At 66.2% G+C, this 23,837-nt stretch carries 21 protein-coding genes, 1 tRNA gene and 1 pseudogene; 10 read left to right on the top strand and 13 right to left on the bottom strand.

Annotation, left to right across the window (positions count from 1 at the left end):
• The 4 genes and pseudogenes from AVHM3334_RS21550 to AVHM3334_RS21535 all read left to right on the top strand — a co-directional run.
• Nucleotides 1–127: pseudogene (locus tag AVHM3334_RS21550) on the top strand (IS630 family transposase); the annotation flags it as partial.
• Between the two features lie 427 nt (nucleotides 128–554).
• Nucleotides 555–646 (top strand) — tRNA-Leu (locus tag AVHM3334_RS21545).
• A gap of 13 nt (nucleotides 647–659) precedes the next feature.
• The gene (locus AVHM3334_RS21540; protein WP_092740202.1) at nucleotides 660–1,292 is read left to right on the top strand and encodes a DUF6806 family protein; all 633 of its coding nucleotides are present in this window, start codon (nucleotides 660–662) and stop codon (nucleotides 1,290–1,292) included.
• A 58-nt stretch (nucleotides 1,293–1,350) separates the two neighbouring features.
• Nucleotides 1,351–1,866 (top strand): M48 metallopeptidase family protein, encoded by a 516-nt coding sequence (locus tag AVHM3334_RS21535; RefSeq protein WP_284415534.1) that lies wholly within the window; start codon nucleotides 1,351–1,353, stop codon nucleotides 1,864–1,866.
• Nucleotides 1,867–1,900: 34 nt separating this feature from the next.
• Here the strand turns inward: AVHM3334_RS21535 and murI are convergent, their stop codons facing one another.
• The 3 genes from murI to AVHM3334_RS21520 form a co-directional block, all read right to left on the bottom strand.
• On the bottom strand, nucleotides 1,901–2,824 hold the full coding sequence (murI, locus tag AVHM3334_RS21530) for a glutamate racemase (protein WP_284415533.1): 924 nt from the start codon (nucleotides 2,822–2,824) through the stop codon (nucleotides 1,901–1,903).
• Nucleotides 2,825–2,962: 138 nt separating this feature from the next.
• On the bottom strand, nucleotides 2,963–4,516 hold the full coding sequence (locus tag AVHM3334_RS21525) for a fumarate hydratase (protein WP_284415532.1): 1,554 nt from the start codon (nucleotides 4,514–4,516) through the stop codon (nucleotides 2,963–2,965).
• 85 nt (nucleotides 4,517–4,601) lie between these two features.
• Complete coding sequence (locus AVHM3334_RS21520; RefSeq protein ID WP_284415531.1) at nucleotides 4,602–6,821, bottom strand: putative bifunctional diguanylate cyclase/phosphodiesterase; 2,220 nt, start codon at nucleotides 6,819–6,821, stop codon at nucleotides 4,602–4,604.
• A 196-nt stretch (nucleotides 6,822–7,017) separates the two neighbouring features.
• On the opposite strand from AVHM3334_RS21520, the gene fumC reads away from it, so the two are divergent.
• On the top strand, nucleotides 7,018–8,406 hold the full coding sequence (fumC, locus tag AVHM3334_RS21515) for a class II fumarate hydratase (RefSeq protein ID WP_284415530.1): 1,389 nt from the start codon (nucleotides 7,018–7,020) through the stop codon (nucleotides 8,404–8,406).
• Between the two features lie 135 nt (nucleotides 8,407–8,541).
• On the opposite strand, the gene AVHM3334_RS21510 is transcribed toward fumC, so the two are convergent.
• Complete coding sequence (locus AVHM3334_RS21510; RefSeq protein ID WP_284415529.1) at nucleotides 8,542–9,684, bottom strand: DNA topoisomerase IB; 1,143 nt, start codon at nucleotides 9,682–9,684, stop codon at nucleotides 8,542–8,544.
• A 490-nt stretch (nucleotides 9,685–10,174) separates the two neighbouring features.
• Here AVHM3334_RS21510 and AVHM3334_RS21505 point away from each other — a divergent pair, with 490 nt between their 5' ends.
• Nucleotides 10,175–11,755, top strand: a complete 1,581-nt coding sequence (locus AVHM3334_RS21505; protein WP_284415528.1) for a hypothetical protein — start codon at nucleotides 10,175–10,177, stop codon at nucleotides 11,753–11,755.
• Here the strand turns inward: AVHM3334_RS21505 and AVHM3334_RS21500 are convergent.
• The 5 genes from AVHM3334_RS21500 to AVHM3334_RS23945 form a co-directional block, all read right to left on the bottom strand.
• Nucleotides 11,752–12,495, bottom strand: coding sequence for a response regulator (locus tag AVHM3334_RS21500; protein ID WP_284415527.1), 744 nt, complete (start codon nucleotides 12,493–12,495; stop codon nucleotides 11,752–11,754). The genes AVHM3334_RS21505 and AVHM3334_RS21500 overlap by 4 nt on opposite strands.
• Nucleotides 12,492–14,156, bottom strand: coding sequence for an ATP-binding protein (locus tag AVHM3334_RS21495; protein WP_284415526.1), 1,665 nt, complete (start codon nucleotides 14,154–14,156; stop codon nucleotides 12,492–12,494). Before AVHM3334_RS21495 ends, AVHM3334_RS21500 begins: the two co-directional genes overlap by 4 nt.
• Before the next feature lie 13 nt (nucleotides 14,157–14,169).
• Nucleotides 14,170–14,511, bottom strand: coding sequence for a hypothetical protein (locus tag AVHM3334_RS21490; RefSeq protein WP_284415525.1), 342 nt, complete (start codon nucleotides 14,509–14,511; stop codon nucleotides 14,170–14,172).
• 77 nt (nucleotides 14,512–14,588) lie between these two features.
• Nucleotides 14,589–15,467 carry a dioxygenase family protein gene (locus tag AVHM3334_RS21485; RefSeq protein ID WP_284415524.1) on the bottom strand — a complete coding sequence of 293 codons (879 nt, stop codon included), beginning with the start codon at nucleotides 15,465–15,467 and terminating at the stop codon, nucleotides 14,589–14,591.
• Between the two features lie 152 nt (nucleotides 15,468–15,619).
• Nucleotides 15,620–16,087 (bottom strand): IS1 family transposase, encoded by a 468-nt coding sequence (locus AVHM3334_RS23945; protein ID WP_349816638.1) that lies wholly within the window; start codon nucleotides 16,085–16,087, stop codon nucleotides 15,620–15,622.
• Nucleotides 16,088–16,402: 315 nt separating this feature from the next.
• Here AVHM3334_RS23945 and acs point away from each other — a divergent pair, with 315 nt between their 5' ends.
• Together acs and AVHM3334_RS21475 are read left to right on the top strand one after the other, a co-directional pair.
• Nucleotides 16,403–18,421 (top strand): acetate--CoA ligase, encoded by a 2,019-nt coding sequence (gene acs, locus AVHM3334_RS21480; RefSeq protein WP_284415523.1) that lies wholly within the window; start codon nucleotides 16,403–16,405, stop codon nucleotides 18,419–18,421.
• Nucleotides 18,422–18,724: 303 nt separating this feature from the next.
• A complete protein-coding gene (locus tag AVHM3334_RS21475; RefSeq protein WP_284415522.1) occupies nucleotides 18,725–19,204 on the top strand; it encodes a LapA family protein in 480 nt (159 codons plus the stop codon).
• A 144-nt stretch (nucleotides 19,205–19,348) separates the two neighbouring features.
• Here AVHM3334_RS21475 and AVHM3334_RS21470 read toward each other — a convergent pair whose 3' ends face one another.
• On the bottom strand, nucleotides 19,349–19,654 hold the full coding sequence (locus tag AVHM3334_RS21470) for a c-type cytochrome (RefSeq protein ID WP_284415521.1): 306 nt from the start codon (nucleotides 19,652–19,654) through the stop codon (nucleotides 19,349–19,351).
• A 107-nt stretch (nucleotides 19,655–19,761) separates the two neighbouring features.
• On the opposite strand from AVHM3334_RS21470, the gene AVHM3334_RS21465 reads away from it, so the two are divergent.
• On the top strand, nucleotides 19,762–20,004 hold the full coding sequence (locus AVHM3334_RS21465) for a TIGR04438 family Trp-rich protein (RefSeq protein ID WP_284415520.1): 243 nt from the start codon (nucleotides 19,762–19,764) through the stop codon (nucleotides 20,002–20,004).
• A gap of 96 nt (nucleotides 20,005–20,100) precedes the next feature.
• Here AVHM3334_RS21465 and ilvD read toward each other — a convergent pair whose 3' ends face one another.
• Nucleotides 20,101–21,795: a dihydroxy-acid dehydratase gene (ilvD, locus tag AVHM3334_RS21460; protein ID WP_284415519.1), complete on the bottom strand. Its 1,695-nt coding sequence runs from the start codon at nucleotides 21,793–21,795 to the stop codon at nucleotides 20,101–20,103.
• A 140-nt stretch (nucleotides 21,796–21,935) separates the two neighbouring features.
• Between ilvD and AVHM3334_RS21455 the strand changes: the two genes are divergently transcribed.
• Nucleotides 21,936–22,919: a LysR family transcriptional regulator gene (locus AVHM3334_RS21455; RefSeq protein ID WP_284415518.1), complete on the top strand. Its 984-nt coding sequence runs from the start codon at nucleotides 21,936–21,938 to the stop codon at nucleotides 22,917–22,919.
• Nucleotides 22,920–23,030: 111 nt separating this feature from the next.
• On the opposite strand, the gene bfr is transcribed toward AVHM3334_RS21455, so the two are convergent.
• Both bfr and AVHM3334_RS21445 read right to left on the bottom strand, forming a co-directional pair.
• Nucleotides 23,031–23,507, bottom strand: coding sequence for a bacterioferritin (gene bfr / locus AVHM3334_RS21450; RefSeq protein ID WP_092740168.1), 477 nt, complete (start codon nucleotides 23,505–23,507; stop codon nucleotides 23,031–23,033).
• Between the two features lie 15 nt (nucleotides 23,508–23,522).
• The coding region (locus AVHM3334_RS21445) for a hypothetical protein (protein ID WP_284415517.1) at nucleotides 23,523–23,837 on the bottom strand (315 nt) is incomplete at its 5' end.

Below are 23,837 nucleotides of genomic sequence, written 5' to 3'. Positions count from 1 at the left end.
ACGCATCGACCACTTCGTCACCGCCTACAACGCCAACTGCCAACCCTTCAGGTGGACCGCCACCGCAGATTCGATACTCGAAAAGCTGCATCGACTTTGCTCACTTATCAGCGGGACAGAACACTAGGTCGTGTCAGGGCCTCACGTCAGGCAAGCAGGTCGTGGAGCGATTTATGCAGACTTTAGACACAAGGAGATGAACTGAGTGGCTGGCAGCGCATGAGCCCAAGGTCTGTGTTATCGGTGGAGGCATCCCTTCGTCGAAAGCCTTGTCCGCGTATTTTTACGCTCAGGAATTAGTCAGGCCCACAAAAGTAGTACATAATAGAAGTCTTCCAACGGAGGGGTGCTTGACAAACCTCTTATGGACCAAGAAGTTAGGGCTAAAGCGAGTATCTCGTTCCCTGCTTCAATTTTGTAAGGGAAGCTTCGGCTTCCCTTTTTTATTGCGTGTGGCGGTTATTCTTTCAGGATGGCAGATCCGTATTTGGAGCGTTGCGCACCTGCGTGGCCCGGGTTACGCTTGAATGCAAGACGCGCGCCGTGCGGCAGGCGCCCCGATGGTGAAATTGGTAGACACTGCGGACTTAAAATCCGCCGCTTCCTGAAAAGGGGCGTGCCGGTTCGACCCCGGCTCGGGGCACCATTACGATTCGATCATGTCAAGTTACAACGCTCCCTTTGAAATCCATGTCCATGGTCAGGTCCAGTTGCGTGCTGATGCGGGATTCGACCAGTTGCAAGAAGCCCTGAAGCCTCTCTGGAAGTACGCTGGCGCTCGTTCGCTGGCCGATGGGGCGGCCAGTGCCTATGAGGAAGAGCCGGGCATTCAGTTCGATGCCAAGGAGCACATGCTTCAGATCTGCTGGACGGTGCGCGGCGACGAGGACTTTCGCCAGTCGCTCGATGAAATGTGCATGAGCCTCAACGAGTTGTCGGAACAGGGCGCAGCCATCGAGGTCACCTTTTACGACACCGATTTCGACGAGGACGAAGAGGATGACGGAACCGAGGCACGCGACGATTTTGTGATGCTGTTCGTGGGCCCGACACCTGCCGCGATCATGCAGGTGCAACGCGATCTGCTCGTGCAGGATGTCGTGAACATGATGGAACGTCATTTCGACGGGGCTGAGCTTGGCGGTGTGGTTGCTGAGATCGACAAGCTTTTTTCCCAGCGCTTCGATGCTTTGGTGAACTCGCTGGAGATCGGCAAGCCTCCACGTGGCAGCGGCGGTTCGGGCGGCGGCCATGGTGGCAGCGGCGGCCGTCGGCCCCGCCATCTTCACTGAAAATTCTGGCTTTTTATTGAAGCTTGCAGCCGCTTTGCGAAGCGGCTGCCGATCTGTGATGCTGATCGAATTGCCTTATCTCCGCGCGTACCCCGAAGCCTTGCAGGAGCAGGTGCGCACGCTTGTGGCGGAGGATGGATTGGGCGCTATGCTGCAGCGGCGCTATCCGCAAGCGCATGCCGTGCGCACGGACAAGGCGCTCTATCAATATGCAGCCGAACTGAAGGCCCGCCATTTGCGCAAAGCCGATACGGTGCAGAAGGTGGTCTTCGACAGCAAGATCCACGTGGTGCGACATGCCTTGGGCCTGCACACTTCGTCGGCACGTGTGCAGGGTGGGCGCTTGACGGCAAGGCACGAGATCCGCATCGCGTCCATGTTCAAGCAAGTGCCGGAGGAGTTCCTTCGCATGATCGTCGTGCATGAACTTGCCCACCTGCGTGAGAAGGACCACGGCAAGGCGTTCTATCAGCTGTGCGAGCACATGGAGCCGCGCTACCACCAGTACGAGTTCGATACCCGCTTGTATCTGACGCACATAGAGCAGGCGGGTGCCCGCCTTTGGAATACTTGAATGCTATTGAATCGATAGCGGTATGCCGGCGTATTTATTGCGCTGGAGCCCGATTTGGCATCTGATCCATTGGCAGCACGCCTGGCGTTGGAACGGCTGCGGTGCTGCAGCAACTGACAGGCAACTGGAGCCAACGATGCGCTGCAGCCTGGAGCGGCGGCAATGCGCCAGTGGTGAGCAACTGCACGCGCTCATGACTCGGCGAAGCGGCGTTGTCATCGGCTGCAGCCAGCAAGCCCGTGGCTTCCAGCAGCCGCCGTGTTTGCCGCGCAACGGGCTCCCCAGTGTCCACCAGACGGACGCCATCGCCGACCAGCGCACGCAGCACTTCTTCTGCAAAAACATAGTGCGTGCAGCCCAGCACCAGCGTGTCGATGCAGCCTTCAGCCGTGCCGAACGCTCCCATGGCGCCGAGGTACTGTTCACACAACGCTCGCACCTTCGACGCCTCTGACAGGGGGGGCGCCGCGTGTTCGGTGCTTTGCTCGATGGCGTAGGCCAGACCATCGCAAGGCTGGACGACGAAATCGGCCTGTGATTGCAGCGAGCCCAGCAGCAGCGCGAATTTGCTGCTGGTGAGCGTACCCCGCGTGCCGATCACACCGATCCGCCGGGTGCGGCTCAGCGCGACCGCTGGTTTGATGGCGGGCTCCAGGCCCACCAGCGGCAGGTCCGGACATTGGGTCCGCACTTCATGGATCGCAGCGGCGGTCGCGGTGTTGCAGGCCACGACCAGGGCTTTGATGCCGTGCCGGGCCTGGAGATGGCGGGTAATTGCATGGCTGCGGGCGGCGACATAGGGATCGCCCCGTTCACCGTAAGGGGCGTACCCGCTGTCGGCCACATAGACGAAGCGTTCGTGCGGCAACTCGGCCTGGAGCGCGCGAAGAACGCTCAATCCACCGATGCCACTGTCGAACACCCCGATGGGGCGCTGCTGCGTCGTTTCTGCCGTCATGGTTGCTTCTTCGAATGCCCTGCGCTGCCAATGAAAACGGGAGGACCGGCCGGCAGGCCCTGCGAATGGCGGCTCGCTCGGCCTGGATCAATCACCGCGCCATCAGCGAGCCTGCCGTTCACCGGGCCTTGAGTACCGTCAAACGGCGACGAGGTCGATGGACTTGAATTCGCCCGTGGCGATGCGTTTTTGCCATTCCGCCGGGCCGGTGATGTGGGCGCTCGTGCCGCCTGCATCCACGGCCACCGTCACGGGCATGTCCACCACGTCGAATTCGTAGATGGCTTCCATGCCCAGGTCGGCAAAGCCCACCACCTTGGCGTCCTTGATGGCCTTGCTGACCAGGTAAGCGGCTCCGCCCACGGCCATCAGGTAGGCGCTTCGGTGGTTCTTGATGGACTCGATGGCCACCGGGCCGCGCTCGGCCTTGCCGATCATGGCGATCAGGCCGGTCTGCTCCAGCATCATGTCGGTGAACTTGTCCATGCGCGTCGCCGTGGTCGGGCCGGCAGGGCCGACGGCTTCGCCCTTCACCGGGTCCACCGGACCCACGTAGTAGATGACGCGGTTGGTGAAGTCCACGGGCAGTTTTTCGCCCTTGGCCAGCATGTCCTGGATGCGCTTGTGGGCTGCGTCGCGGCCGGTGAGCATCTTGCCGTTGAGCAGGAGCGTGTCGCCGGGTTTCCAACTGGCGACTTCTTCCTTGGTGAGCGTGTCGAGATTCACCTTCTTGCTCTTGTTGTAGTCGGGCGCCCAGTTCACGTTGGGCCACAGGTCCAGGGATGGCGGTGTCATGTAGACGGGGCCGGAGCCGTCCATCACGAAGTGCGCGTGGCGCGTGGCGGCGCAGTTGGGGATCATCGCCACGGGCTTGCTGGCCGCGTGCGTGGGGTACATCTTGATCTTGATGTCGAGCACGGTGGTCAGGCCGCCCAGGCCCTGGGCGCCGATGCCGAGGGCATTGACCTTCTCGTACAGTTCCAGGCGCATTTCCTCGATCTTGTCGAGCTTGTCGCCGCGCGACGACTTGGCTTGCAGCTCGTACATGTCCAGGTCGTCCATCAGGCTTTCCTTGGCCAGCAGCACGGCCTTCTCGGCAGTGCCGCCGATGCCGATGCCCAGCATGCCCGGAGGGCACCAGCCAGCGCCCATGGTGGGCACGGTCTTGAGCACCCAGTCCACCACGCTGTCGCTGGGGTTCAGCATGATCATCTTGCTTTTGTTCTCGCTGCCGCCGCCCTTGGCCGCCACGGTGATGTCCACCGTGTTGCCGGGCACGATCTGCGCGAAGATCACGGCAGGCGTGTTGTCCTTCGTGTTCTTGCGGTCGAACTGGGGGTCGGCCACGACGCTGGCGCGCAGCGTGTTGTCGGGGTGGTTGTAGCCGCGTCGCACGCCGTCGTTGATGGCGTCTTCCAGGCCGGCGGGGAAGCCTTCGAACCGCACGTCCATGCCCACTTTGATGAAGACGTTGACGATGCCCGTGTCCTGGCAGATGGGGCGCTGGCCGGTGGCGCTCATCTTGCTGTTGGTGAGGATCTGCGCGATGGCGTCCTTGGCGGCCGGGCTCTGTTCACGCTCGTAGGCGCGCGCCAGATGGGTGATGTAGTCGGCCGGGTGGTAGTAGGAGATGTACTGCAATGACGCAGCAACGGACTCCACGAGGTCGTGGTACCGGATGGTCGTGGTCATGGTGGGATATGTTTTTGGGGAAAGAACGGACCGCGCAATTATCGCCGCCCGCTCCGGACGGCGCTGGCGGCCGCGGGCTGGGCGCTCAACCGCGCTGCGTCATGTCGAACGGGAGGCTGCCGGCGACTTCGAGCGCGCCGAGCACCGACGGCGCGAAGTCCGCCGAGCCCTCCGGCTTGTCGCCCTGTGCCCAGGCCAGCAGCACGTCCGCCGGCATGGGGCGGGCATAGAAAAAGCCCTGCAGCTCGTCGCAGCGCATGGCCAGCAGGATGTCGCGCTGCCCGCTGGTTTCCACGCCTTCGGCCACCACGCGCAGGCCCAGCGCATGGGCCAGCCGGACCACGGCGTCCACCACGGCGCGGGCATCTTCCTCGTGTTCGAGGTCGTTCACGAAGCTGCGGTCGATCTTGAGCTGCTGGGCCGGCAGCTGGCGCAGGTAGTTCAGGCTCGAATAGCCCGTGCCGAAGTCGTCGATGGACAGAAAAACGCCGATGCGCGCCAAGCCCTCGAACGTGCGCTGCGTGGCCTTGGTGTCTTCCATGGCCACCGACTCGGTGATCTCGCACAGCAGTTGCGAGGCGTCCAGCCCGTGGAACTGCAGCGCATGCTCGATGCGCTCGGCCAGCCCGCTTTCGCGCAACTGGTGCACCGACAGGTTGATCGCCACGCGCATGCGCAGGCCGCTGCGGGCCCAGTCGGCCATCTGCCGGCAGGCTTCTTCGATGACCCAGTTGCCCAGTTGGCCGATCAGACCGAACCGCTCGGCCAGGCCGATGAACACCAGCGGGCTCACCATGCCGCGCTGCGGATGGTTCCAGCGCAGCAGCGCTTCCACGCCGTTGATGCGGCCGCGCTTTCCGTCGATCTTGGGCTGGTAGTGCAGCGAAAGCTCGCCGCGGGCCAGCGCGTGGCGCAGGTCGTTTTGCAGTTCTAGCTGATCGGAGGCATCGGAGCCCATGTGCGGCTCGAACATCGCGTAGCCGTTGCCGCCCGCACGCTTGGCGGCGTACATGGCGGCGTCGGCATTGGCCACCAGCTTGTCGCGATCGCCGTGGTCGGGATGCACCACGATGCCGATGGAGCAGCCGATCTGCACCTGGCGGCCGGCCACCTGGAAGGGCTTTGCGATCGCGGCCAGGATGCGGTTGGCGACTACGGTGCAGTCGGCCGCATTGCCGACGTCTTCCAGAAGCAGCAGGAATTCGTCGCCCCCCACGCGCGCCACGGTATCGCTCTCTCGCGCCTCGGCGCGCAGCCGCTGCGCGGCTTCTATCAGGATGGCGTCGCCGGCGGCATGGCCGAACGAGTCGTTGATGGGCTTGAACCCGTCCAGATCGACGAACAGCACTGCCAGGCGATCCACCACGCGGTGGTGGTTGACGCGCTCCAGGCGCAGCAGTGCGTGGATCAGGCGGTCTTCGAACAGCAGGCGGTTGGGCAGGGCGGTCAGGGCATCGGCGAAGGCGCGCTTTTGTAGTTCGGCATTGGCCTGGTGCAGCTTGGCATTGCTTTCCTTGAGCGACTGGGTGAGGCGGCGGGCGGTGTTTTGCAGCCGCGCATCGAGGATGGCGATGAACAGCGTGCTGATCAGCAGCACCAGCGTGGCGATCACCACCATGGCGGTCAGCCCCGCGCCGCCCAGCGCGTTGGCGCTCAGGCACACGGTGCCTTGGGGGAATTGGGCAGCGGCCATGCCGATGTAATGCATGCCGCAGATCGCAACGCCCATCACGAGCGATGCCCCGGCCTGGAACAGCCTGCGGCGCGTGCCGCGCATGGGCTGCAGAACCTGAAAGAGCCACAGGGCCGTGGCCGAGGCGAGCACCGCCACCACGACGGAAAGCACGACGTATCCGGCGTTCCAGACGATGCCGATGGACAGGTGCAGTGCCTGCATGCCGATGTAGTGCATGGCGCTGATGCCGATGCCCATGGCCAAAGCCCCCGCCACCAGGTGCGGCCACCGGAACCCGGCTAGGCCCGCCATGCCCAGCGCCACGCCGCAGGCGGCAACGGCGGACAGCCATGACACGAAGGTGAGTCCTCCGGTGAAGCCGAGCGCGATGGGGAGTTCGAAGGCCAACATGCCCACGAAATGCATGGACCAGATGCCCGTGCCCATCACCATCGAGCCTGCGGCCCACCACGCCAGGCCGATGTACCGCTGCGAAGTGCGCACCCGTCGCGCCACGGCCAGCGTGACGTAAGAGGCCAGCACCGCCACCGCAAACGATGCGGCAACCACCAGCGGATCGTGGTGGGACGGCAGAAAGCCGGTCAGCGGGTGGGCAAGTTCGGACGACATCGGGAGGGCATGGAGGCCGGAAGTCGGCGCGGGAGGGTTTCCAAGTGTATCCATCGCCGGTTTATTACGCGCCCGGCAGGGTCTCTGCACACCAAGGCCCCAGCCAATGAGAATGGTTTTGTTTCGCGTATGCTTTTGAAAGCCCGCGCACTCCGGGTGCGCCACCTTGCTTCTTCACCACTGGACCCAGCCCGACATGACGACCACCCGCATCGAACGCGACACCTTTGGCCCCATCGAAGTCCCCGCCCACCAGCTGTGGGGCGCGCAGACGCAGCGTTCGCTGCAGAACTTCGACATCTCCGGCGAACAGCAGCCGCGCGAGATCATCAAGGCGCTGGCGCAGGTCAAGCGCTCGTCCGCCGTGGTCAACCAGGCGCTGGGCCTTCAGGACGCGAAAAAGACCGACGCCATCGTGGCTGCGGCCGATGAGGTGATCGCCGGCCGGCATCCCGGCGAATTCCCGCTCGTGGTCTGGCAGACGGGTTCGGGCACGCAGAGCAACATGAACGTCAACGAAGTGCTGGCCAACCGCGCCAGCGAACTTCTGGGTGGCGAGCGCGGCGAATCGCGCCTGGTGCACCCCAACGACGATGTGAACCGCAGCCAGTCGAGCAACGACGTGTTCCCCACGGCCATGCACGTGGCCGCCGTGGAGGCGCTCACGCACCGCCTGCTGCCCGCCATCGCCAAGCTGCGCGCCACGCTGGCGCAAAAGGCGAAAGATTTCGACGGCATCGTGAAGATCGGGCGCACCCATCTGCAGGACGCCACGCCGCTCACGCTGGGCCAGGAGTTTTCCGGCTACGTGGCGCAGCTCGACCACGGCGAGCGCCATGTGCGCGCGGCGCTGCCCCACCTGTGCGAGCTGGCCCTGGGCGGCACCGCCGTGGGCACGGGCCTGAATGCGCCCAAGGGCTACGCGGAGCAGGCCGCGGCCGAGCTGGCGCGCCTGACCGGGCTGCCGTTCGTCACGGCCCCCAATAAATTCGAGGCCCTGGCCTCGGTCGATGCGCTGGTGCATGCGCACGGCGCTTTGAAGACGCTGGCCGCCAGCATGATGAAGATCGCCAACGACGTGCGCTGGCTGTCCAGCGGACCGCGCAGCGGCATCGGCGAGTTGAGCATTCCCGAAAACGAACCTGGCTCGTCCATCATGCCGGGCAAGGTCAACCCGACGCAGAGCGAGGCCGTCACGATGCTGGCCGCCCAGGTGTTCGGCAACGACGTCGCTATCAACTTCGGCGGCGCTTCGGGCAATTTCGAGCTGAACGTGTTCCGCCCGATGGTGGCGCACAACTTCCTGCAAAGCGTGCGGCTGCTGGCCGACGGCATGGTGAGCTTCAACGACCACTGCGCCGTGGGCATCGAGCCCAACCGCGACCGCATCGCCGAGCTGGTGGACCGCTCGCTGATGCTGGTGACGGCGCTCAACACGCACATCGGCTACGACAAGGCCGCCTACATCGCCAAGAAGGCGCACAAGGAAGGCACCAGCCTGCGCGAGGCGGCCGTGGCATCGGGCCACGTGACCGGCGAGCAGTTCGATCAGTGGGTCGTGCCGGGCAACATGGTCGGCCGCTGAGCGGTCCGATGCCGCCCCGAGCCGCATGAGCGGTCACTGGGCTGCGTTTGTGCCACAACCCAACCCAACGCAATGCAGTGCAATGCAATGCAGCTCGCACGCCGGCTGACCGGACTCACGGGTGCCCCGACGGCCTCAGTGCGTGGTCTTGCGGTCGCGCCTGGCCCGCGGCGCCCGGTCTTTCTGGCGCAGAAAGGCCAGCAACCGCCGCTCCGCCGCCTGCAGCGCGCGGGGCGTGTTCGTGCCGCCGATGCGGTCCCACAGCACCTGCATGTCCGGCCCCGCGTCGGACGTGAGGCGCGATCCCAGCGCCAGCACCGACGGGTGCACGTAAGACTTCTTGCAGACCGCTGGCGTGTTGCCCAATTGCCGCGCCACCTCGGCCAGGATGTGCTTGGCCGTCACGGCCGGCGTGCCGGGCTGCTGTGAGCAGGCCAGCCGCGTCAGTTCCAGCGCCTGCACCGTGCCGTGCCAGGTGCGGAAGTCCTTGGCGGTGAAATGCTCGCCCTCCTCGGTGCCGGTGATTTCGCGCAGGTAGTCGTTCACGTCGCCGGAATCCACCGCGTGCAGCGTGCCGTCCTCGTCTTCGTATTGGAAGAGCTCCTGCCCCGGCAACTGCTGGCAGCGGCGCACCACGCGGGCGACGCGCGGGTCGTCCAGCATGGCTTCTTGCTGCACGCCGCTCTTGCCGCGAAACCGAAGGCGCAGCCGGTTGCCGCGCAGGTCCGCGTGGCGGTTGCGCAGCGTGGTCAGGCCATACGAGCGGTTGGCGCTGGCGTATTCCTCGTTGCCCACGCGCATGAAGGTGGTGTCCAGCAGGCGCACCAAGGTGGCCAGCACGCGTTCGCGGGTGAGAGCGCGGCCCGGCGTGGCACGCAGGTCGCGGGCCACGCGGGCGCGGATGCGGGGCAGGGCGCGGCCGAAGGCCTGCATGCGCTCGAACTTGGCCTCGTCGCGCTGCAGGCGCCAGTCGGCGTGGTAGCGGTATTGCCGCCGGCCACGGGCGTCGAGCCCGGTCGCCTGCAGGTGGCCGTTGGGCAGCGGGCAGATCCACACGTCGGTGTAGGCCGGCGGAATCGCCAGGCGCTGGATGCGGGTGACCTCGTCGGGATCGGTCAGCCATTTCCCGTCGGGCTGGCGGTAGCGGAAGCCGTCCCCCTGGCGCTCGCGGGTCAGGCCGGGCATGTCGGGGTTGACGTAGCGCAGGCCATGGGCAAGGCGGGTTGCGGGCGGGCGTGCTGCCGAAGCGGCAGCCTGAGCGGTGGCGGTGCGTGGCATGGGTGGAGCAGCAGGCGGTTTGGCAAAAGGGGGCGGGAAGTGCGCCCCCCGATCTCAGCCCACCCGGGGCGGGGCGGCTGTAGGCGGTAGCCTGCTGCGCTGGTGGGAGCGCATCCGCGCCGTGTTGGCCCGTGGGCGGGCTCTGCCGCAGGGCAGGGGGAATAATGGCCTCCAGGGCAATATTCACTAGGGGATATTGCTATGAAAAATATAGCATTTGATGCTGCCCGGCCGTTTGGGCTTGCGCGCCGATGCTCGACGCTTCGGGTCTGCGCAAACGGATTCGCGGCGTTCGGCCCGGCACGGCGACCAGGGGTTAATGTCTGATCGATATGCCATGGGCTTGCACCGCTCCATTCCCCTCGTTCACCGGCCAGCGTGGCAACGCTGACTATTCATGAATCTTTTACGCCTTCGCTCGCTGTTCACTGGCAAAGCCCCCTTGCCCGCTGGCCCTGCGGCTGTGGGGGAGTCTTCCAGGCCTGCGGCGGTGGCTTCCCGCTCCGGCCCCACTGGCGACGTGCCTTCCGGGCTGTCCGTGCGCCGTGGCGAGACCCTGGACGCGGATCGCTCACCTTCGCAGCCATCGCTGCGGCGCCAGAACGCCGTGCTGCCTGAACGCGGTTCGGCGGCCCTGCGGTCTGCCTGGCTCACCTTGCCGACCGGAATGCAGGGGCCGCTCGCGCAATTGATGTCGCCGCCCGTGGACCAGGAACTCCCCTCGGGCAGCCGAGGCCCGTTGGCGGCGCTGATGCACCACGATGCCAAGGCGATCCAGGCGGCACAAGCGCTTTCGGTGCGTCATGCCGAGGACCAGGGCGCTGCCATGCCCGTCGCCCAGGGGATGGAGCGCACCGTGGCTGCGCCCAGCCATGGATGGGGCGCAGCACCCGCCGGGGGCACGGGCGAAATCGAGATGGAGATCGTGTCCGACGACGACGGACCGCCAACGCCGCGCATATCGGGCCCTGCTGTGCCCGTGGATGCCGCGCTGGGAGTGGCGCTGACATCCACCGCCGGGCAGACCGGCACCGCTGGCCCGCCGGACCCCGAGGCCCCGGCAAACGCGCTGCCAACCTCGCGCCGCAGCAAGGACAAGATCGAAAAGAAGATCGATCTGGTCCGGCAGCCGGATGCCCATGTGTCGGCCCTGCCTCCCGCCCAAATCTCGGCGCTGTCCCAGGCGCTGGGTTTGCATGGCGCGCCGGCCGGTGCGCCGGCCGACGTGCAAGCCGCTGCATCGACCGCCCAGGCGGTCGCCCATCGGCTGCAGGGCTTGCGACTGGGTGAGGTCTTCACGCAGTACGACGGCGCTCAGGAGGCGCGACGCATCAAGGACTCCGCGCTGGTGAAGGGGGCCTCCAGTGAAAAACGCCAACTGCTGCAGCAACTGGCGGTGAAAACGCATCTGTGGCTGCGCGAGCGGGAAACCGTCGATCCCGTCACGCAGCGACAGAAAGTCGAGGTGAGCATCTATTTCGATGGCATTCCCGACCGGGCCGGCAACCAGGTCAAGCGGGTCATTCAGGGCGGGATCGGCGATGTCTACCGGAAAGCCTGCGAGGCGGGGCAACTCGTGGCGAACATCCTGCAGGAAAGGGCCGAATCCGCCTCCGCGCCGGACGTGGAAATCGTCCACGTTTGCGGCCTGTCCATCGGGGGCGGATCCGCGCAGATGTTCACCAAGGCCTTGCAGGGGCACGTCGCCCTGGAAACGCCTCCCTCGCTCGTACTTCTGGACCCCGCTTTGCTCAGCCGGGCTCAGGCCCGGCATGCGGCCAAGGGGACGGTGCTGGTGCCCGAGAAGCGGCCGGTCGAGGGACTGATCATCACTTTGGACTACGAACAAAAGCCGCGCAGAAACCTGGTGGACAACCTGCGGTACCTGGGCTATCAACCAAAAGGAATGGTTCGCCTTGCGCTGGGGCTCAAGAGCGACGACGGTGTCGATTCCCAGCCTCCGAAGCCTTCTGAGGCCAAGGTGTTCGGCCAATTCCTGGGCTACCACTCCAATCGCCATCATTACGAAAAAGCACTGCTTCGCTTCGCTGGCACCGCGCCGTCCGCCTAGGGCGACGCGGCGCTGCAGGAGCCTGCTGCGCCAGTGTCGCCCGCGTCTTCGTCGAACGCGAACCCGACGCCGTACACCGAACGGATCCACTCCACGCCGTCGCCGCTGGCGGCCTTGAGCTTCTTGCGCAGGTTCTTGATGTGGCTGTCGATGGCGCGCTCGTTCACGTCCAGGGTGTCGCCGTAGGCCAGGTCGAGCAGTTGCGCGCGCGAGAAGATGCGCCCGCTTTGACGGGCCAGTGCCTGCAGCAGGCGAAATTCGCGCGGGGTGAGCGCTACGGGCGCGCCGCGCAGCGTGACCTGCCAATGCACCTCGTCCAGCGCCAGCACCGGCGGGCTGGCGGGGGCGGCCCCCGCGGATGCCGGGCCTTGCGCGGCGCCGCGGCGCAGCACGGTCTTGACGCGCGCCACCACCTCGCGCGGCGAGAAGGGCTTGCAGATGTAGTCGTCCGCGCCCAGTTCCAGCCCGATGAGGCGGTCCACCTCTTCGACGCGGGCGGTGAGCATGATCACCGGCTTGTCGGTATGGCGCCGCGCCTGGCGCAGCACCGACAGGCCGTCGAGCCCGGGCAGCATCACATCCAGCAGGGTGAGATCGGGCGGCGTGGGGCCGGTCAGCCGCGCCAGGGCGCTCTGGCCGTCGGCCACGTGCTCGGCGTCGTAGCCGGCGTGGCGCAGGTAGTCGAGCACGATGTGGGCGATGTCGGTTTCGTCCTCGACCACGAGGATGCGCGCTGTCATGAATGGTTCTCCAGCAAGGGAAGGGTGAGGGTGGTGCGCAGGCCGCCGAGCGGCGAAGGCTGTGCGGCGATGCGGCCGCCGTGCGACTGCACGATGGCCCGGCAGATCGCCAGGCCCAGGCCCGATCCGCCCAGGTCGCCCGTGGCTCGGGCGCGCGAGCTTTCGGCGCGGTACAGGCGGTCGAACAGGCGCGGCAGGTCGTGCGCGGCCACGCCGGGCGCGGTGTCGTCGAACTGCAGTGCAAGCGAGGGCGCGGGGCCGCCGCGGTCGATGCGCGCCTGGATTTCCAGCCGGCCGCCGGGGTCGGTGTAGCGCACGCTGTTTTCCAGCAGATTGAGGAACACGCGGTGCAACTGCTGCGCATCGCCCTGCACCAGCGGCGGTGGCGACAGCGTGGCCAGCGGGGAAAGCCCGCTGGTGTCCACGGCCAGATCGGCCTGGTGCAAGCGCGGCTGCATCGAGGCGACGGCCTCGGCCAGCAGCGACAGCGGGTGCACGGGCACCAGCGCGGATGCGGCGCTGCCCGCGGCGGCGTCCAGGCTGGCGCGCAGGTCGCCCACCAGCTGGATGAGCCGCATCACCTGCCGGTGCAGGCGCAGGGCGGTCTTGTCGTCGAACGGGCGCACGCCGTCCTGCACGGCCTCGATCTCGGCGCGCATGGCGGCCAGGGGGGTGCGCAGCTCGTGCGCCACGTCGCCGATCCACTGGCGGCGGGACGCCTCCATGCCGCCCAGCTGTTCGGCCATGTCGTTGAAGGTGAGGGCCAGGCGGGCGAGCTCGTCGTCGCCATGCACGGCCACGCGCGTGTCCAGCCGGCCCGCGGCCACGCCGCGCGCGCCGTCCACCAGCGCGCCGATGGGCGCGAGCCAACGCCGGGCCAGCGCCCAGGACAGCAGCAGCGCGAGTGCCAGGCCGGCGATGCCGGTCCACACGACGAAGCCCAGCTGCCGGGCGATGAAGGCCCGGTCGGCTTCGGTCTCCAGGTGCGAGGGCAGGCTCAGCACCAGCTCGCCGATGGGGCTGCCATCGGTGCCGCGCAGAGGCAGGCGGGCCGCGTCGGGCGTGGGGCGCACCCCGGCCACCAATCGGCCTTGTGCGTCGAGCACGCCGAGCCGCTGGGACAGCATCGAGCCCGGGGGCGGCGGCGGTCGGTCGCGGTTGTCGAAGGAGCCAGCCTCGGGCTGGGGGCCGTCGGATGGCGGCTCGAACCGGCCGTCGCCGGGGGCGCCGAAGTCGGGGGGCGGTGGAGGGCGTTCGCGAAAGTGGCCGCTGCCCGCGGTATCGCTGCGCACGCCGTTGCCGTTGCCTGTACCGATGGCGTTGCCGTTGGCGGTGCTGTTGCCGCCGCTGCTGCCGCTATTGGCGCCGCCGTTGCTCGGTGCGCCCTGGGCATTGCGCAGCGATGGGCTGTCGCCGGGGCGGCGCATTTCGCGCCACAGCTCGGGTTGGGTGCGCAGCGTCTGCCAGCCACCATGCAGCAGGTGCATGCGCTGCAGCCGCGCGGCGAGCCAGTCCATCCGCGCCAGTTCGATCTCGGCCACGTACGGGCCGAGCCCGCGCTGCAGGCCAACGCGCGAGAACCCCACGAAAAGCAGCAGCAGCACGGCCAGCAGAACGGTCAGCGCGAAGAAGGCTTTGCTTTGCAGCGTCAGGCGGGGCATGGGCGAAGGTGGATCAGCGGGCGGGTGGCGGGCCGCCGGCGCCGTGGGGCGGGCCGCCCGCGGGCATGGCGACGAGGGTGCCGTTCATTGTCCGGCATGTGCCGTGCAGGGTCTTGCCGTCCGGCATCGTCAGCGTGACCGAAGCGCCTTCGGCCAGGCCCTTGCAGGCCGTGTATGCCTCGGGCGGCGGGCCGGGCGGCTGACCGCCGGGCGCTCCCTGGGCCTGGGCGAAGGCATTGGAGGCGGCCAGCGACAGGCCGGCGATGACGTTAGCGAGGGTCAAAGCCCTGGGCGTGTGCAAGGACGTGGCCCGGGTCGTGAACGGAGTTTTGATGGGGTGGCGGTGTGCGGACATGGCATGGGCCTTTCGTTCAGTGGTCGTTGTTGCAAGGGCGGGGAAAGCAGCAGCGGGGCGCCCGGCGCCCCGGCGCGTCAGGCGGAGATGGAGATCGTGATGGAGGCGGTGTAGCCCCCGCTGCCATTGCTTTGCAGCGTGGTCATCTCCAGGTCGGTGCCGTCGCTGAACACGTTGTCGGTGGCGAAGGTGATCGCCGCCAGGTTGGGCACGCTCGCGCTGTAGCCCGCGTTGGCCGCATAGATGGCGCGCAGCGTGTCGGTGGGGAACGCCAGCTGCGTGGTCTTGACCTTGTTGCCGGCGGTGGTGGCCACGGCCAGGCTGGGGTAGATCTCCAGGTGCATGTGCGGCATGCGTCCGGCGTAGCAGCCGGGCACGATGGTGGTGAAGGTCACCGTGCCGCTGCCATCGGTGGCCTGCACGCCGCGCAGGTAGTTGGCTGCGATGCTGCGCTCGGTATAGACCGAGTAGTCGCCGCCCTGCGAGCAATGCCACAGGTAGATGGCGTAGCCCTGCAGCGGTGCGCAGCTGGAGCGCGTGTTGGTCAGCGTGATGGCGATGGTCAGCGGCACGCCACCCACGGCGGTGGGCGCGCCGATGCTGCTGCGGATGTCCTGCCGCACGATGCCGCTGAGCGCGAGCACGTTGTAGTTGGCGTTGCTGGCGTTGGAGCCGTCGGCCGGGTAGGGGCCGGCGGTTTCCTCGGGGACGATGGAGCAGGTGGAGGTGGTGCCCGTACCTGTTCCAGTGCCCGTACCTGTTCCGGTCCCGGTCCCGGTCCCGGTGCTGTCGGTCACGGCGTCGGAGCCCCCGCCGCAACCCAGCAGGCTGGCGATGCCCAGGGAGCCGATCGTGCCGAGCGCCAGGCGGCGCCGTGCGTCGGCCGAAGGCGGCGTGGAGGCCGTCGTCGCGGTGTGCGCGACGGAGGCGGCGGTGGTTGGTGTGGATGGGTGCATGGTTCCTCTCCTTCTCTCTTCGTTGGGGATGGAGGAACTTTGCAATCCAATTGGGGAGAAATTAAGGCAGCCGAAGTAATGTGCCAATTGCTACTAATTTAATAGCAATATGCCGGCATATTCATTGCGCTGGAGGCCTTTTTCCGGGATTGCTAAATTGGTATTTCAATGTTGCTATCCCACAGCCGTTGGCTCAGGATGCAGTCGGTCTGTGGCCGTAGTTCAGTTGCGAATTTACGCCCCCAGATGAACAGCAGCGAGTGCAAGAGCGCCGTAGCGCTCTTGCTGTACGCATGTGTCTTCCTTCTCAGCCTGGCCAGGTAACACCTGAGCTTGTTGTTCATGCTCTCGATGTGATGCGTATGCGCCTTGCCCACCGTGTGCTGCCCCTTCGGCACGATCGCTCGGTAGGGCTTGTGATGGTCGGTGCAGTACTGGATGTGCGCAGCCTGCTGCAACTGCTGGCCCAGCACCCGCGCCGTGCACGTACCCCGGTCTCCCAACGCCCAAGCCACGATCCGGTGCGTGCTGCGCTCTATCGCCCACCACAGCCAGATGGGGTTTTTTTGAACCCGCGTAGCTCCACATCTCGTCCATCTCGACGATCTGCTGGTGCCCAGATACTGGCGGCTGCACCGCCTTGCCCTCCACCTCCTTGCGCACCCAGCCCAGCACGGAGTTGTGACTCACGCCGATCACCCGCTCTATCGCCCGTGCAGACATGCCCTGTGCATACAGGCCAGCGCTTTTTCTCGCGTCTAGAAGCACCGGCCACGCCCTTCATGACAGAAACCCGCCGCCTTGCAGGCGTAGCATCGGAGCCTGTGGCGGCCTGCGTTTCTTCGTCAGTGGCATGTAAGTGCAGGCCCTGAAAGTACCAAGTGCAGGCCCTGAAAGTGCCGCCAAACTCTATCTGACCCCAGGAGACAAAACCCATGAGTGCGTCCTCATCCAAGATCGAATCCGTGCTGGTGGAAAACCGCGTTTTCCCACCCTCCGAAGCCTTGCAGAAGGCGGCACGCATTTCCGGCATGGCCGGCTACGACGCGCTGTGCGCGGAGGCCGAGCAGGACTTCGAAGGCTTCTGGGCCCGCCTGGCGCGCGAGAATCTGCAGTGGGACAAGCCCTTCACCCGCACGCTCGATGCCTCCAAGGCGCCGTTCTACGAATGGTTCGCCGACGGCCAGCTGAACGCCAGCGCCAACTGCCTGGACCGCCACATCGGCACCCCGGTCGAGAACAAGACCGCCATCGTGTTCGAGGCGGACGACGGCACCGTCACCTCCGTCACCTACAAGGAACTGCTGGCCCGCGTGGGGCAGTTCGCCAATGCGCTCAAGGCCAACGGCGTGCAGCAGGGCGACCGCGTGCTCATCTACATGCCCATGACGGTCGAGGGCGTGATCGCCATGCAGGCCTGCGCGCGCATCGGCGCCACGCACAGCGTCGTGTTCGGCGGCTTCTCGGCCAAGGCGCTGCAGGAGCGCATCATCGACGCGGGCGCGGTGGCCGTCATCACCGCCAACTACCAGATGCGCGGCGGCAAGGAGCTGCCCCTCAAGGCCATCGTGGACGAAGCCCTGGCCATGGGCGGCTGCGACACCATCCGCAGCATCCTCGTGTACCAGCGCACGGCCACCGCCTGCGCCATGGTCGCGGGCCGCGACAAGACCTTCGCCGAAGCGCTGGACGGCCAGAGCACCGGGTGCGCACCCGTGCCCGTGGGGGCCGAGCACCCGCTCTTCATCCTGTACACCAGCGGTTCCACCGGCAAGCCCAAGGGCGTGCAGCACGCCACGGGCGGCTACCTGCTGTGGGCCAAGCTCACCATGGACTGGACGTTCGACCTGCGCCCGGACGACGTGTTCTGGTGCACGGCCGACATCGGCTGGATCACCGGCCACACCTACGTGGCCTACGGGCCGCTGGCCGCAGGCGCCACGCAGATCATCTTCGAAGGCATTCCCACCTTCCCGAACGCGGGCCGCTTCTGGCAGATGATCGAAAAGCACCGCTGCACGATCTTCTACACCGCGCCCACGGCGATCCGCTCGCTCATCAAGGCCGCCGAGGGCGATGCCGCCTTGCACCCCGCACGCTCCGATCTGTCCAGCCTGCGCATCCTGGGCAGCGTGGGCGAGCCCATCAATCCGGAAGCCTGGATGTGGTACTACAAGAACGTGGGCGGCGAGCGCTGCCCCATCGTGGACACCTTCTGGCAGACCGAGACCGGCGGCCACGTCATCACCCCGCTGCCAGGCGCCACGCCGCTGGTGCCGGGCAGCTGCACCTTGCCGCTGCCGGGCATCGCGGCCGCCATCGTGGACGAGGTGGGCAACGACATCGCCAACGGCACGGGCGGCATTCTGGTCATCAAGAAACCCTGGCCCAGCATGATCCGCACCATCTGGAACGACCCTGAGCGCTTCAAGAAAAGCTACTTCCCCGAAGAGCTCAAGGGCTATTACCTGGCCGGCGACGGCGCCGTGCGGTCTGCGGGCGGGCCCTCCGGTTCCGGTGCCGACCGCGGCTACTTCCGCATCACGGGCCGCATCGACGACGTGCTGAACGTCTCGGGCCATCGCATGGGCACCATGGAGATCGAATCGGCCCTGGTCTCCAAGACCGACCTGGTGGCCGAAGCCGCCGTGGTGGGCCGCCCCGACGACGTGACGGGCGAGGCGATCTGCGCCTTCGTCGTGCTCAAGCGCTCGCGCCCCACCGGCGAAGAGGCCAAGGCCATCGCCAAGGAACTGCGCGACTGGGTCGCCAAGGAAATCGGCCCCATCGCCAAGCCCAAGGACATCCGCTTCGGCGACAACCTGCCCAAGACCCGCAGCGGCAAGATCATGCGCCGCTTGCTGCGCTCCATCGCCAAGGGCGAGCAGATCACGCAGGACACGAGTACGTTGGAGAACCCTGCGATCCTGGATCAATTGGCTGAAACCAATTGATCCAGGGGGGCCGCAACGCGGCCCGGCGCGTAGCGCTTCGCAGGGTTTGACGGCACTCATATTGCCGAAGGCAATGTGATGTGACGGCAGAATCCGCTTATCGCACGTACGGCTCACATACTTCTTCCCTCTTAGAAGCCACCGCGCACTTCCGCCCGGTGGCTTTTTAATGGCCCGGCCCCGCTGTAGGACAGTGCCGGTTTCAATTTCCAGCCCGCGATAACCGTCTCTCCACAGGTTAAAAACGTCCCCCAACCGCACCTGCCCAGGCTGCGGATTTCGACACCTTCCGGGAGATTGACAATGAATTTCAGAACCATCGCGCTGCTGCTGATCGTGGCCGCCATGGCCGTGCTGGCCGCGCTCAACTGGACCACGCTCGCCACCCCTTCCGTGATCTCTCTCGGGCTGACATCGTTCGAGGCTCCGCTGGGCCTGCTGATGCTGGGGCTGACCGTGCTGCTGGGCGTGTTCTTCATCGCCTACGTGCTGTCGCTGCAGGGCTCGGTGCTGCTGGAAACCCGCCGGCATGCCAAGGAGATGCAGGTTCAGCGCGAACTGGCCGACAAGGCCGAGGCATCGCGCTTCACCGAGCTTCGAGCCTTCCTTGAAAACCAGCACCTGCAATCCCACGCCGCACTGATCGCGCGCATGGATGCACTGGAGCTGCATCTGGCCCAGCGCGCGCAAGAGTCGGACAACACCACGGCCGCCTATGTGGGCCAGCTGGAGCACCAGTTGCGCGGCAATCCACGCGTGGATTCGCGCATCGACCCGATCTGACCGATCGCTTGAAGACGACGGTGCGTCGCAGGCCGATGCGCCGCCCAAAGCACAAAGGCCGCGCTGCACGAAACTCGTGCAGCGCGGCCTTTTCTGTGGCTGCAGTGCAGTGCTGTCAGTTCAATGCAAGAGGTCTCGGTCGGCTTACTTCAGCGACAGCACCCACGCCGCCAGCTTTTTCGCATCGGCGTCGTTCACCTGGGCATTCGCCGGCATGGGCACCGGGCCCCAGACGCCGGAGCCGCCCTTCATGATCTTGGCGGCCAGCTTGTCCACTGCATCCTTTTGCCCTGCGTACTTGGCGGCCACATCCTTGTACGAAGGCCCCACCAGTTTCTTGTCCACCGCGTGGCAGGCCATGCAATTTTTCGAGGTGGCAAGGGCTTGGTCGGCCAGGGCGGGGGCGGCCACCGACAGGGTCATCGCGAGGGTGATCAGGGTGCGCTTCATCGGGGGTTTCCTGTGGGGGTTGTGGGTTAGTATCTCGGCTCAATGAAATTGTAGTGGCCGGGGTTGACCCCTCGCCAGGTAAAGTCGGCTTTGCACAGGAGATCGCCATGTACGCGCTGAGTCTGGGAGTGCTTCTTGTGCTGCTCAAATACCTCGAGATCGGGCCGGTGGCCCAGTGGAACTGGTGGTGGGTGCTCTCTCCCTTCGCCCTGGCCCTGGTCTGGTGGACCTGGGCCGATGCCACCGGCTACACCAAGCGCAAGGCCATGGAAAAGATGGACCGGCGCAAGCAAGACCGCATCGACAAGCAACGAGAAGCCCTGGGCATTCAGCCGCGCAACCGCCGCTGAGCCGACCGCCTTCACTTCATCGTTTCGATCCCCATGAAAAATGCCCGCAGCCGTTTGGCTGCGGGCATTTCTGCTTGAGCGTTCGATGCCGATGGATCAGTAAGCGTCCAGCACCGCTCCCTTGCTGGCGCTGGCCGCATTGAAGGCGAACTTGGCCTGCACGCCGCGCGTGTAGCGCGGGGCGGGTGGCGTCCAGCCTTCGCGCCGGCGGGCCAGTTCGGCCTCGGGCACGTTCAGCTCCAGCCGCAGCGTGTGTGCGTCGATGGTGATGGAGTCGCCTTCGTTCACGAACGCGATGGTGCCGCCCGCCGCCGCTTCCGGTGCCACGTGGCCCACCACCATGCCCCAGGTGCCGCCGGAGAAACGCCCGTCGGTGATGAGGCCCACGCTCTCGCCCAGGCCCGCGCCGATCAGCGCGCCCGTGGGCGCCAGCATCTCGGGCATGCCGGGACCGCCTTTGGGGCCCAGATAGCGCAACACCATCACGTCGCCCGCCACGATCTTGCCGTCCAGGATGGCTTTGAGCGCCGACTGTTCGTCGTCGAACACGCGCGCAGGGCCGGTGATGACGGGGTTCTTGAGGCCGGTGATCTTGGCGACCGCGCCTTCGGGGCTGAGGTTGCCCTTGAGGATCGCCAGGTGGCCCTGTCCGTACATGGGCTTGTCGATCGGGCGGATCACGTCCTGGTCGGCGCGGGGCACGTCCGGCACGTCCTTCAGCACTTCGGCGATGGTCTTGCCCTCGATGGTCAGGCAGTCGCCATGCAGCAGGCCGGCGTTCAGCAGCACCTTCATGACCTGCGGAATGCCGCCGGCCTGGTGCAGGTCCACGGCCAGGTATTTGCCGCTGGGCTTGAGGTCGCACAGCACGGGCGTCTTCTGGCGGATGCGCTCGAAGTCGTCGATGGACCACTCCACGCCCGCTGCATGCGCAATGGCCAGGAAGTGGAGCACGGCGTTGGTCGAGCCACCGGTCGCCATGATGACCGCCACCGCGTTCTCGATGGACTTCTTGGTGACGATGTCGGTCGGGCGAATGTCCTTCTTGATCGCCTCGATCAGCACCCTGGCCGATTCCTTGGCCGAGTTCTGCTTCTCGTCGTGCGGGTTGGCCATGGTGCTGGAGTAGGGCAGGCTGATGCCCAGCGCCTCGAACGCGCTGGACATCGTGTTGGCCGTGTACATGCCGCCGCACGAGCCGGTGCCCGGAATGGCGCGCTTTTCGATCTCTTTCAGGTCGAAGTCGCTCAGGTTGCCCGCGGCGTTCTGGCCCACGGCCTCGAACACGCTCACGATGTTCAGGTCCTGGCCCTTGTAGCGGCCCGGTAGGATGGTGCCGCCATACACGTAGATGGCCGGCACGTTGGCGCGCAGCATGCCCATCAGGCCGCCGGGCATGTTCTTGTCGCAACCGCCCACGACGACCACGCCGTCCATCCATTGGCCCTGCACGCAGGTCTCGATGCAGTCGCTGATGACCTCGCGGCTCACCAGGCTGTACTTCATGCCTTCGGTGCCCATGGCCATGCCGTCGCTGATGGTGGGCGTGCCGAACACCTGGGCATTGCCGCCCGCCTCTTCGATCCCCTGGATGGCCGCATCGGCCAGCTTCTGCAGGCCCGAATTGCAGGGCGTGATCGTGCTGTGCCCGTTGGCCACGCCCACCATGGGCTTCTTGAAGTCGCCCTCTTCGTAGCCCATGGCGTAGTACATGGAGCGGTTGGGCGCGCGCGACTTGCCTTCGGTGATATTGGCGCTGCGGCGGTTGATCTGCAGGGGTTTGTTTTCCATGGGGCGTCCTTCGTGGGAGTGTTCTGTGCGCGCCGTGCGTCGTTGGCCGGCACCGGCATCGTTTCGGGCAGCGCGCAGTATGCGCTGTTTGATTGATTGGTTCCAATCCGTTTTCAAGGCGTCATTGATATGCTTGGCATATGAGTGACACCCCCATCGAGCTGCGCGTTTGGCGGCAGTTTCTGGCCGTGGCCGAAGAGCTGCATTTCGGGCGCGCCGCCCAGCGCATGCACATGACCCAGCCCCCGCTCACCCAGGCGATCGCCCAGCTGGAGCGCACCTTGGGCCTGCTGCTGTTCGACCGTACGCGCCGCCGCGTGGCGCTCACCCCGGCGGGCGAGGCCCTGTTGCCCGACGTGCGCGAGGTGCTGGCCCGCGCCCATGCCCTGCCGGCGCGGGCACGGGCCGCCGCGCAGGGAGAGGTCGGTCGCATCCGGCTGGCCTTCGTGTCCACCGTGGGCTTCGAGCAGTTGCCCGCGTGGGTGCGCGCCTTTCGCAGCGAGTGCCCGCAGGTCGCGCTGGAACTGCTGGAGGCCACCGGCGATGTCCAGCTGCAGTGGATCGAGCGCGGCGAGATCGACGCCGGCCTGCTGCTGCACTCGCCGCAGTTCGCGCCGCCCGGACTGGCCGGCCTCCGGGTGGCCCGCGAACCGCTGGTGCTGGCGCTGCCCTCGGCGCATCCGCTGGCGATGCATGCCGACGCGCCGCCTTTGTCCGCCGTGCTGGCCGAGCCGCTGGTGATCTTCCCGCGCCGCATCCTGCCCTCGGTGTACGACGCGATCTTTGCGCTCTACCACGCGGCCGGGCACTCCCCGCAGGTAGCGCAGGAGGCCATCCAGATGCAGACCATCGTGAACCTGGTGGCAGCCGGGCTGGGCCTGGCTTTCGTGCCGCAAAGCGTCATGCAGTTCCAGCGCCCCGGCGTGGTGTACCGGCGTGTGGCGCTCCCGCCGCGCCGGCAAGGGCCTGCGCTGCCCGAGTGCGAAACCCGGCTGGTATGGAATGCCGCCGCGGCCAGCCCGGCGTTGGTGCGTTTCGTGGCCTTCGTGCAGGCGCTGAAGGCACGGACCGGGGAGGAGGGGGAGGCGGGGGCTGAAACACCTGGCGAAAGTGTTTTGCTATAAAAATAATAGCTGCCACCGCAATGAATACGGCGGCAGGGGGCTAAAAGTCTTGAGGTGGCGCGCGCACTGCCCCGGTGAACGCGCCGCGCCGAAACCTCGGGAGGCAAGCGGTCAGTCGGCGGACGCCGACTGCGTTTGCAGGTAGTTCTGCAGGCCCACCTTGTCGATCAGGCCGATCTGCTTTTCCAGCCAGTAGGCATGGTCCTCTTCCGTATCGCGCAACTGGGCCAGGAGAAGGTCGCGGCTCACATAGTCACGCACGCTTTCGCACAGCGCCATGCCGTTTTGCAGGGCGGCCCGCACTTCGTATTCGGTGGCGAGGTCCTTGCGCAGCATCTCGGGCACGGTGGTGCCGGGCGTGAACTCCTTGGGACGCATGTCGGGCATGCCGCCCAGGAAGAGAATGCGGCGCAGCAGCGCGTCGGCGTGCTGGGTTTCTTCCTGCATTTCATGGTCGATGCGCGTGTAGAGCTTGATGAAGCCCTGGTCTTCATAAAGGCGCGAATGGATGAAGTACTGATCGCGCGCAGCCAGTTCGCCGCGCAGCAGGTCTTTGAAGTAGTCGATGACCTGTGGGTTTCCCTGCATGTTTTTTCCTTGGAATCAGGGCGCGAGTATCGCGCGGCCGGTGGCGCGCCCGAAGGGAAAGCCCCCGGCATCGCGCTCTGCATGCGTACCGGGATCAGAAGCGTTCGCGTTGGGAGTGCTTTTGAGGGCTCCACAGTACGCCCCGGGCAATGACGACCATGCCGTCTCTCGCGATGTAGCGTATTCGGCATTTGGATAATAATTAGTCGCCCCTGCAAAACCCTGGCAACCCGCATGAACACTGGGTTTTCGCCAGTTCCGCTGGTTGCTTGATCCCCTGAGAATCAACAAATCAGATTTTGTTTTCTGGGAGTTTTGCAGATGTCCGAG

It is taken from the genome of Acidovorax sp. SUPP3334, from assembly GCF_030159055.1.
Lineage (GTDB): Bacteria > Pseudomonadota > Gammaproteobacteria > Burkholderiales > Burkholderiaceae_C > Paracidovorax.
The sequence above is the reverse complement of the archived record's forward strand: the minus strand, read 5'-3'. Positions and strand labels throughout refer to the sequence as shown.

Coding starts and splice junctions, on each gene's coding strand:
- AVHM3334_RS21540 (WP_092740202.1), top strand. CDS start 660: ATGTCAAGTTACAACGCTCCCTTTGAAATCCATGTCCATGGTCAGGTC.
- AVHM3334_RS21535 (WP_284415534.1), top strand. CDS start 1,351: ATGCTGATCGAATTGCCTTATCTCCGCGCGTACCCCGAAGCCTTGCAG.
- murI (WP_284415533.1), bottom strand. CDS start 2,824: ATGACGGCAGAAACGACGCAGCAGCGCCCCATCGGGGTGTTCGACAGT.
- AVHM3334_RS21525 (WP_284415532.1), bottom strand. CDS start 4,516: ATGACCACGACCATCCGGTACCACGACCTCGTGGAGTCCGTTGCTGCG.
- AVHM3334_RS21520 (WP_284415531.1), bottom strand. CDS start 6,821: ATGTCGTCCGAACTTGCCCACCCGCTGACCGGCTTTCTGCCGTCCCAC.
- fumC (WP_284415530.1), top strand. CDS start 7,018: ATGACGACCACCCGCATCGAACGCGACACCTTTGGCCCCATCGAAGTC.
- AVHM3334_RS21510 (WP_284415529.1), bottom strand. CDS start 9,684: ATGCCACGCACCGCCACCGCTCAGGCTGCCGCTTCGGCAGCACGCCCG.
- AVHM3334_RS21500 (WP_284415527.1), bottom strand. CDS start 12,495: ATGACAGCGCGCATCCTCGTGGTCGAGGACGAAACCGACATCGCCCAC.
- AVHM3334_RS21495 (WP_284415526.1), bottom strand. CDS start 14,156: ATGCCCCGCCTGACGCTGCAAAGCAAAGCCTTCTTCGCGCTGACCGTT.
- AVHM3334_RS21490 (WP_284415525.1), bottom strand. CDS start 14,511: ATGTCCGCACACCGCCACCCCATCAAAACTCCGTTCACGACCCGGGCC.
- AVHM3334_RS21485 (WP_284415524.1), bottom strand. CDS start 15,467: ATGCACCCATCCACACCAACCACCGCCGCCTCCGTCGCGCACACCGCG.
- acs (WP_284415523.1), top strand. CDS start 16,403: ATGAGTGCGTCCTCATCCAAGATCGAATCCGTGCTGGTGGAAAACCGC.
- AVHM3334_RS21475 (WP_284415522.1), top strand. CDS start 18,725: ATGAATTTCAGAACCATCGCGCTGCTGCTGATCGTGGCCGCCATGGCC.
- AVHM3334_RS21470 (WP_284415521.1), bottom strand. CDS start 19,654: ATGAAGCGCACCCTGATCACCCTCGCGATGACCCTGTCGGTGGCCGCC.
- AVHM3334_RS21465 (WP_284415520.1), top strand. CDS start 19,762: ATGTACGCGCTGAGTCTGGGAGTGCTTCTTGTGCTGCTCAAATACCTC.
- ilvD (WP_284415519.1), bottom strand. CDS start 21,795: ATGGAAAACAAACCCCTGCAGATCAACCGCCGCAGCGCCAATATCACC.
- AVHM3334_RS21455 (WP_284415518.1), top strand. CDS start 21,936: ATGAGTGACACCCCCATCGAGCTGCGCGTTTGGCGGCAGTTTCTGGCC.
- bfr (WP_092740168.1), bottom strand. CDS start 23,507: ATGCAGGGAAACCCACAGGTCATCGACTACTTCAAAGACCTGCTGCGC.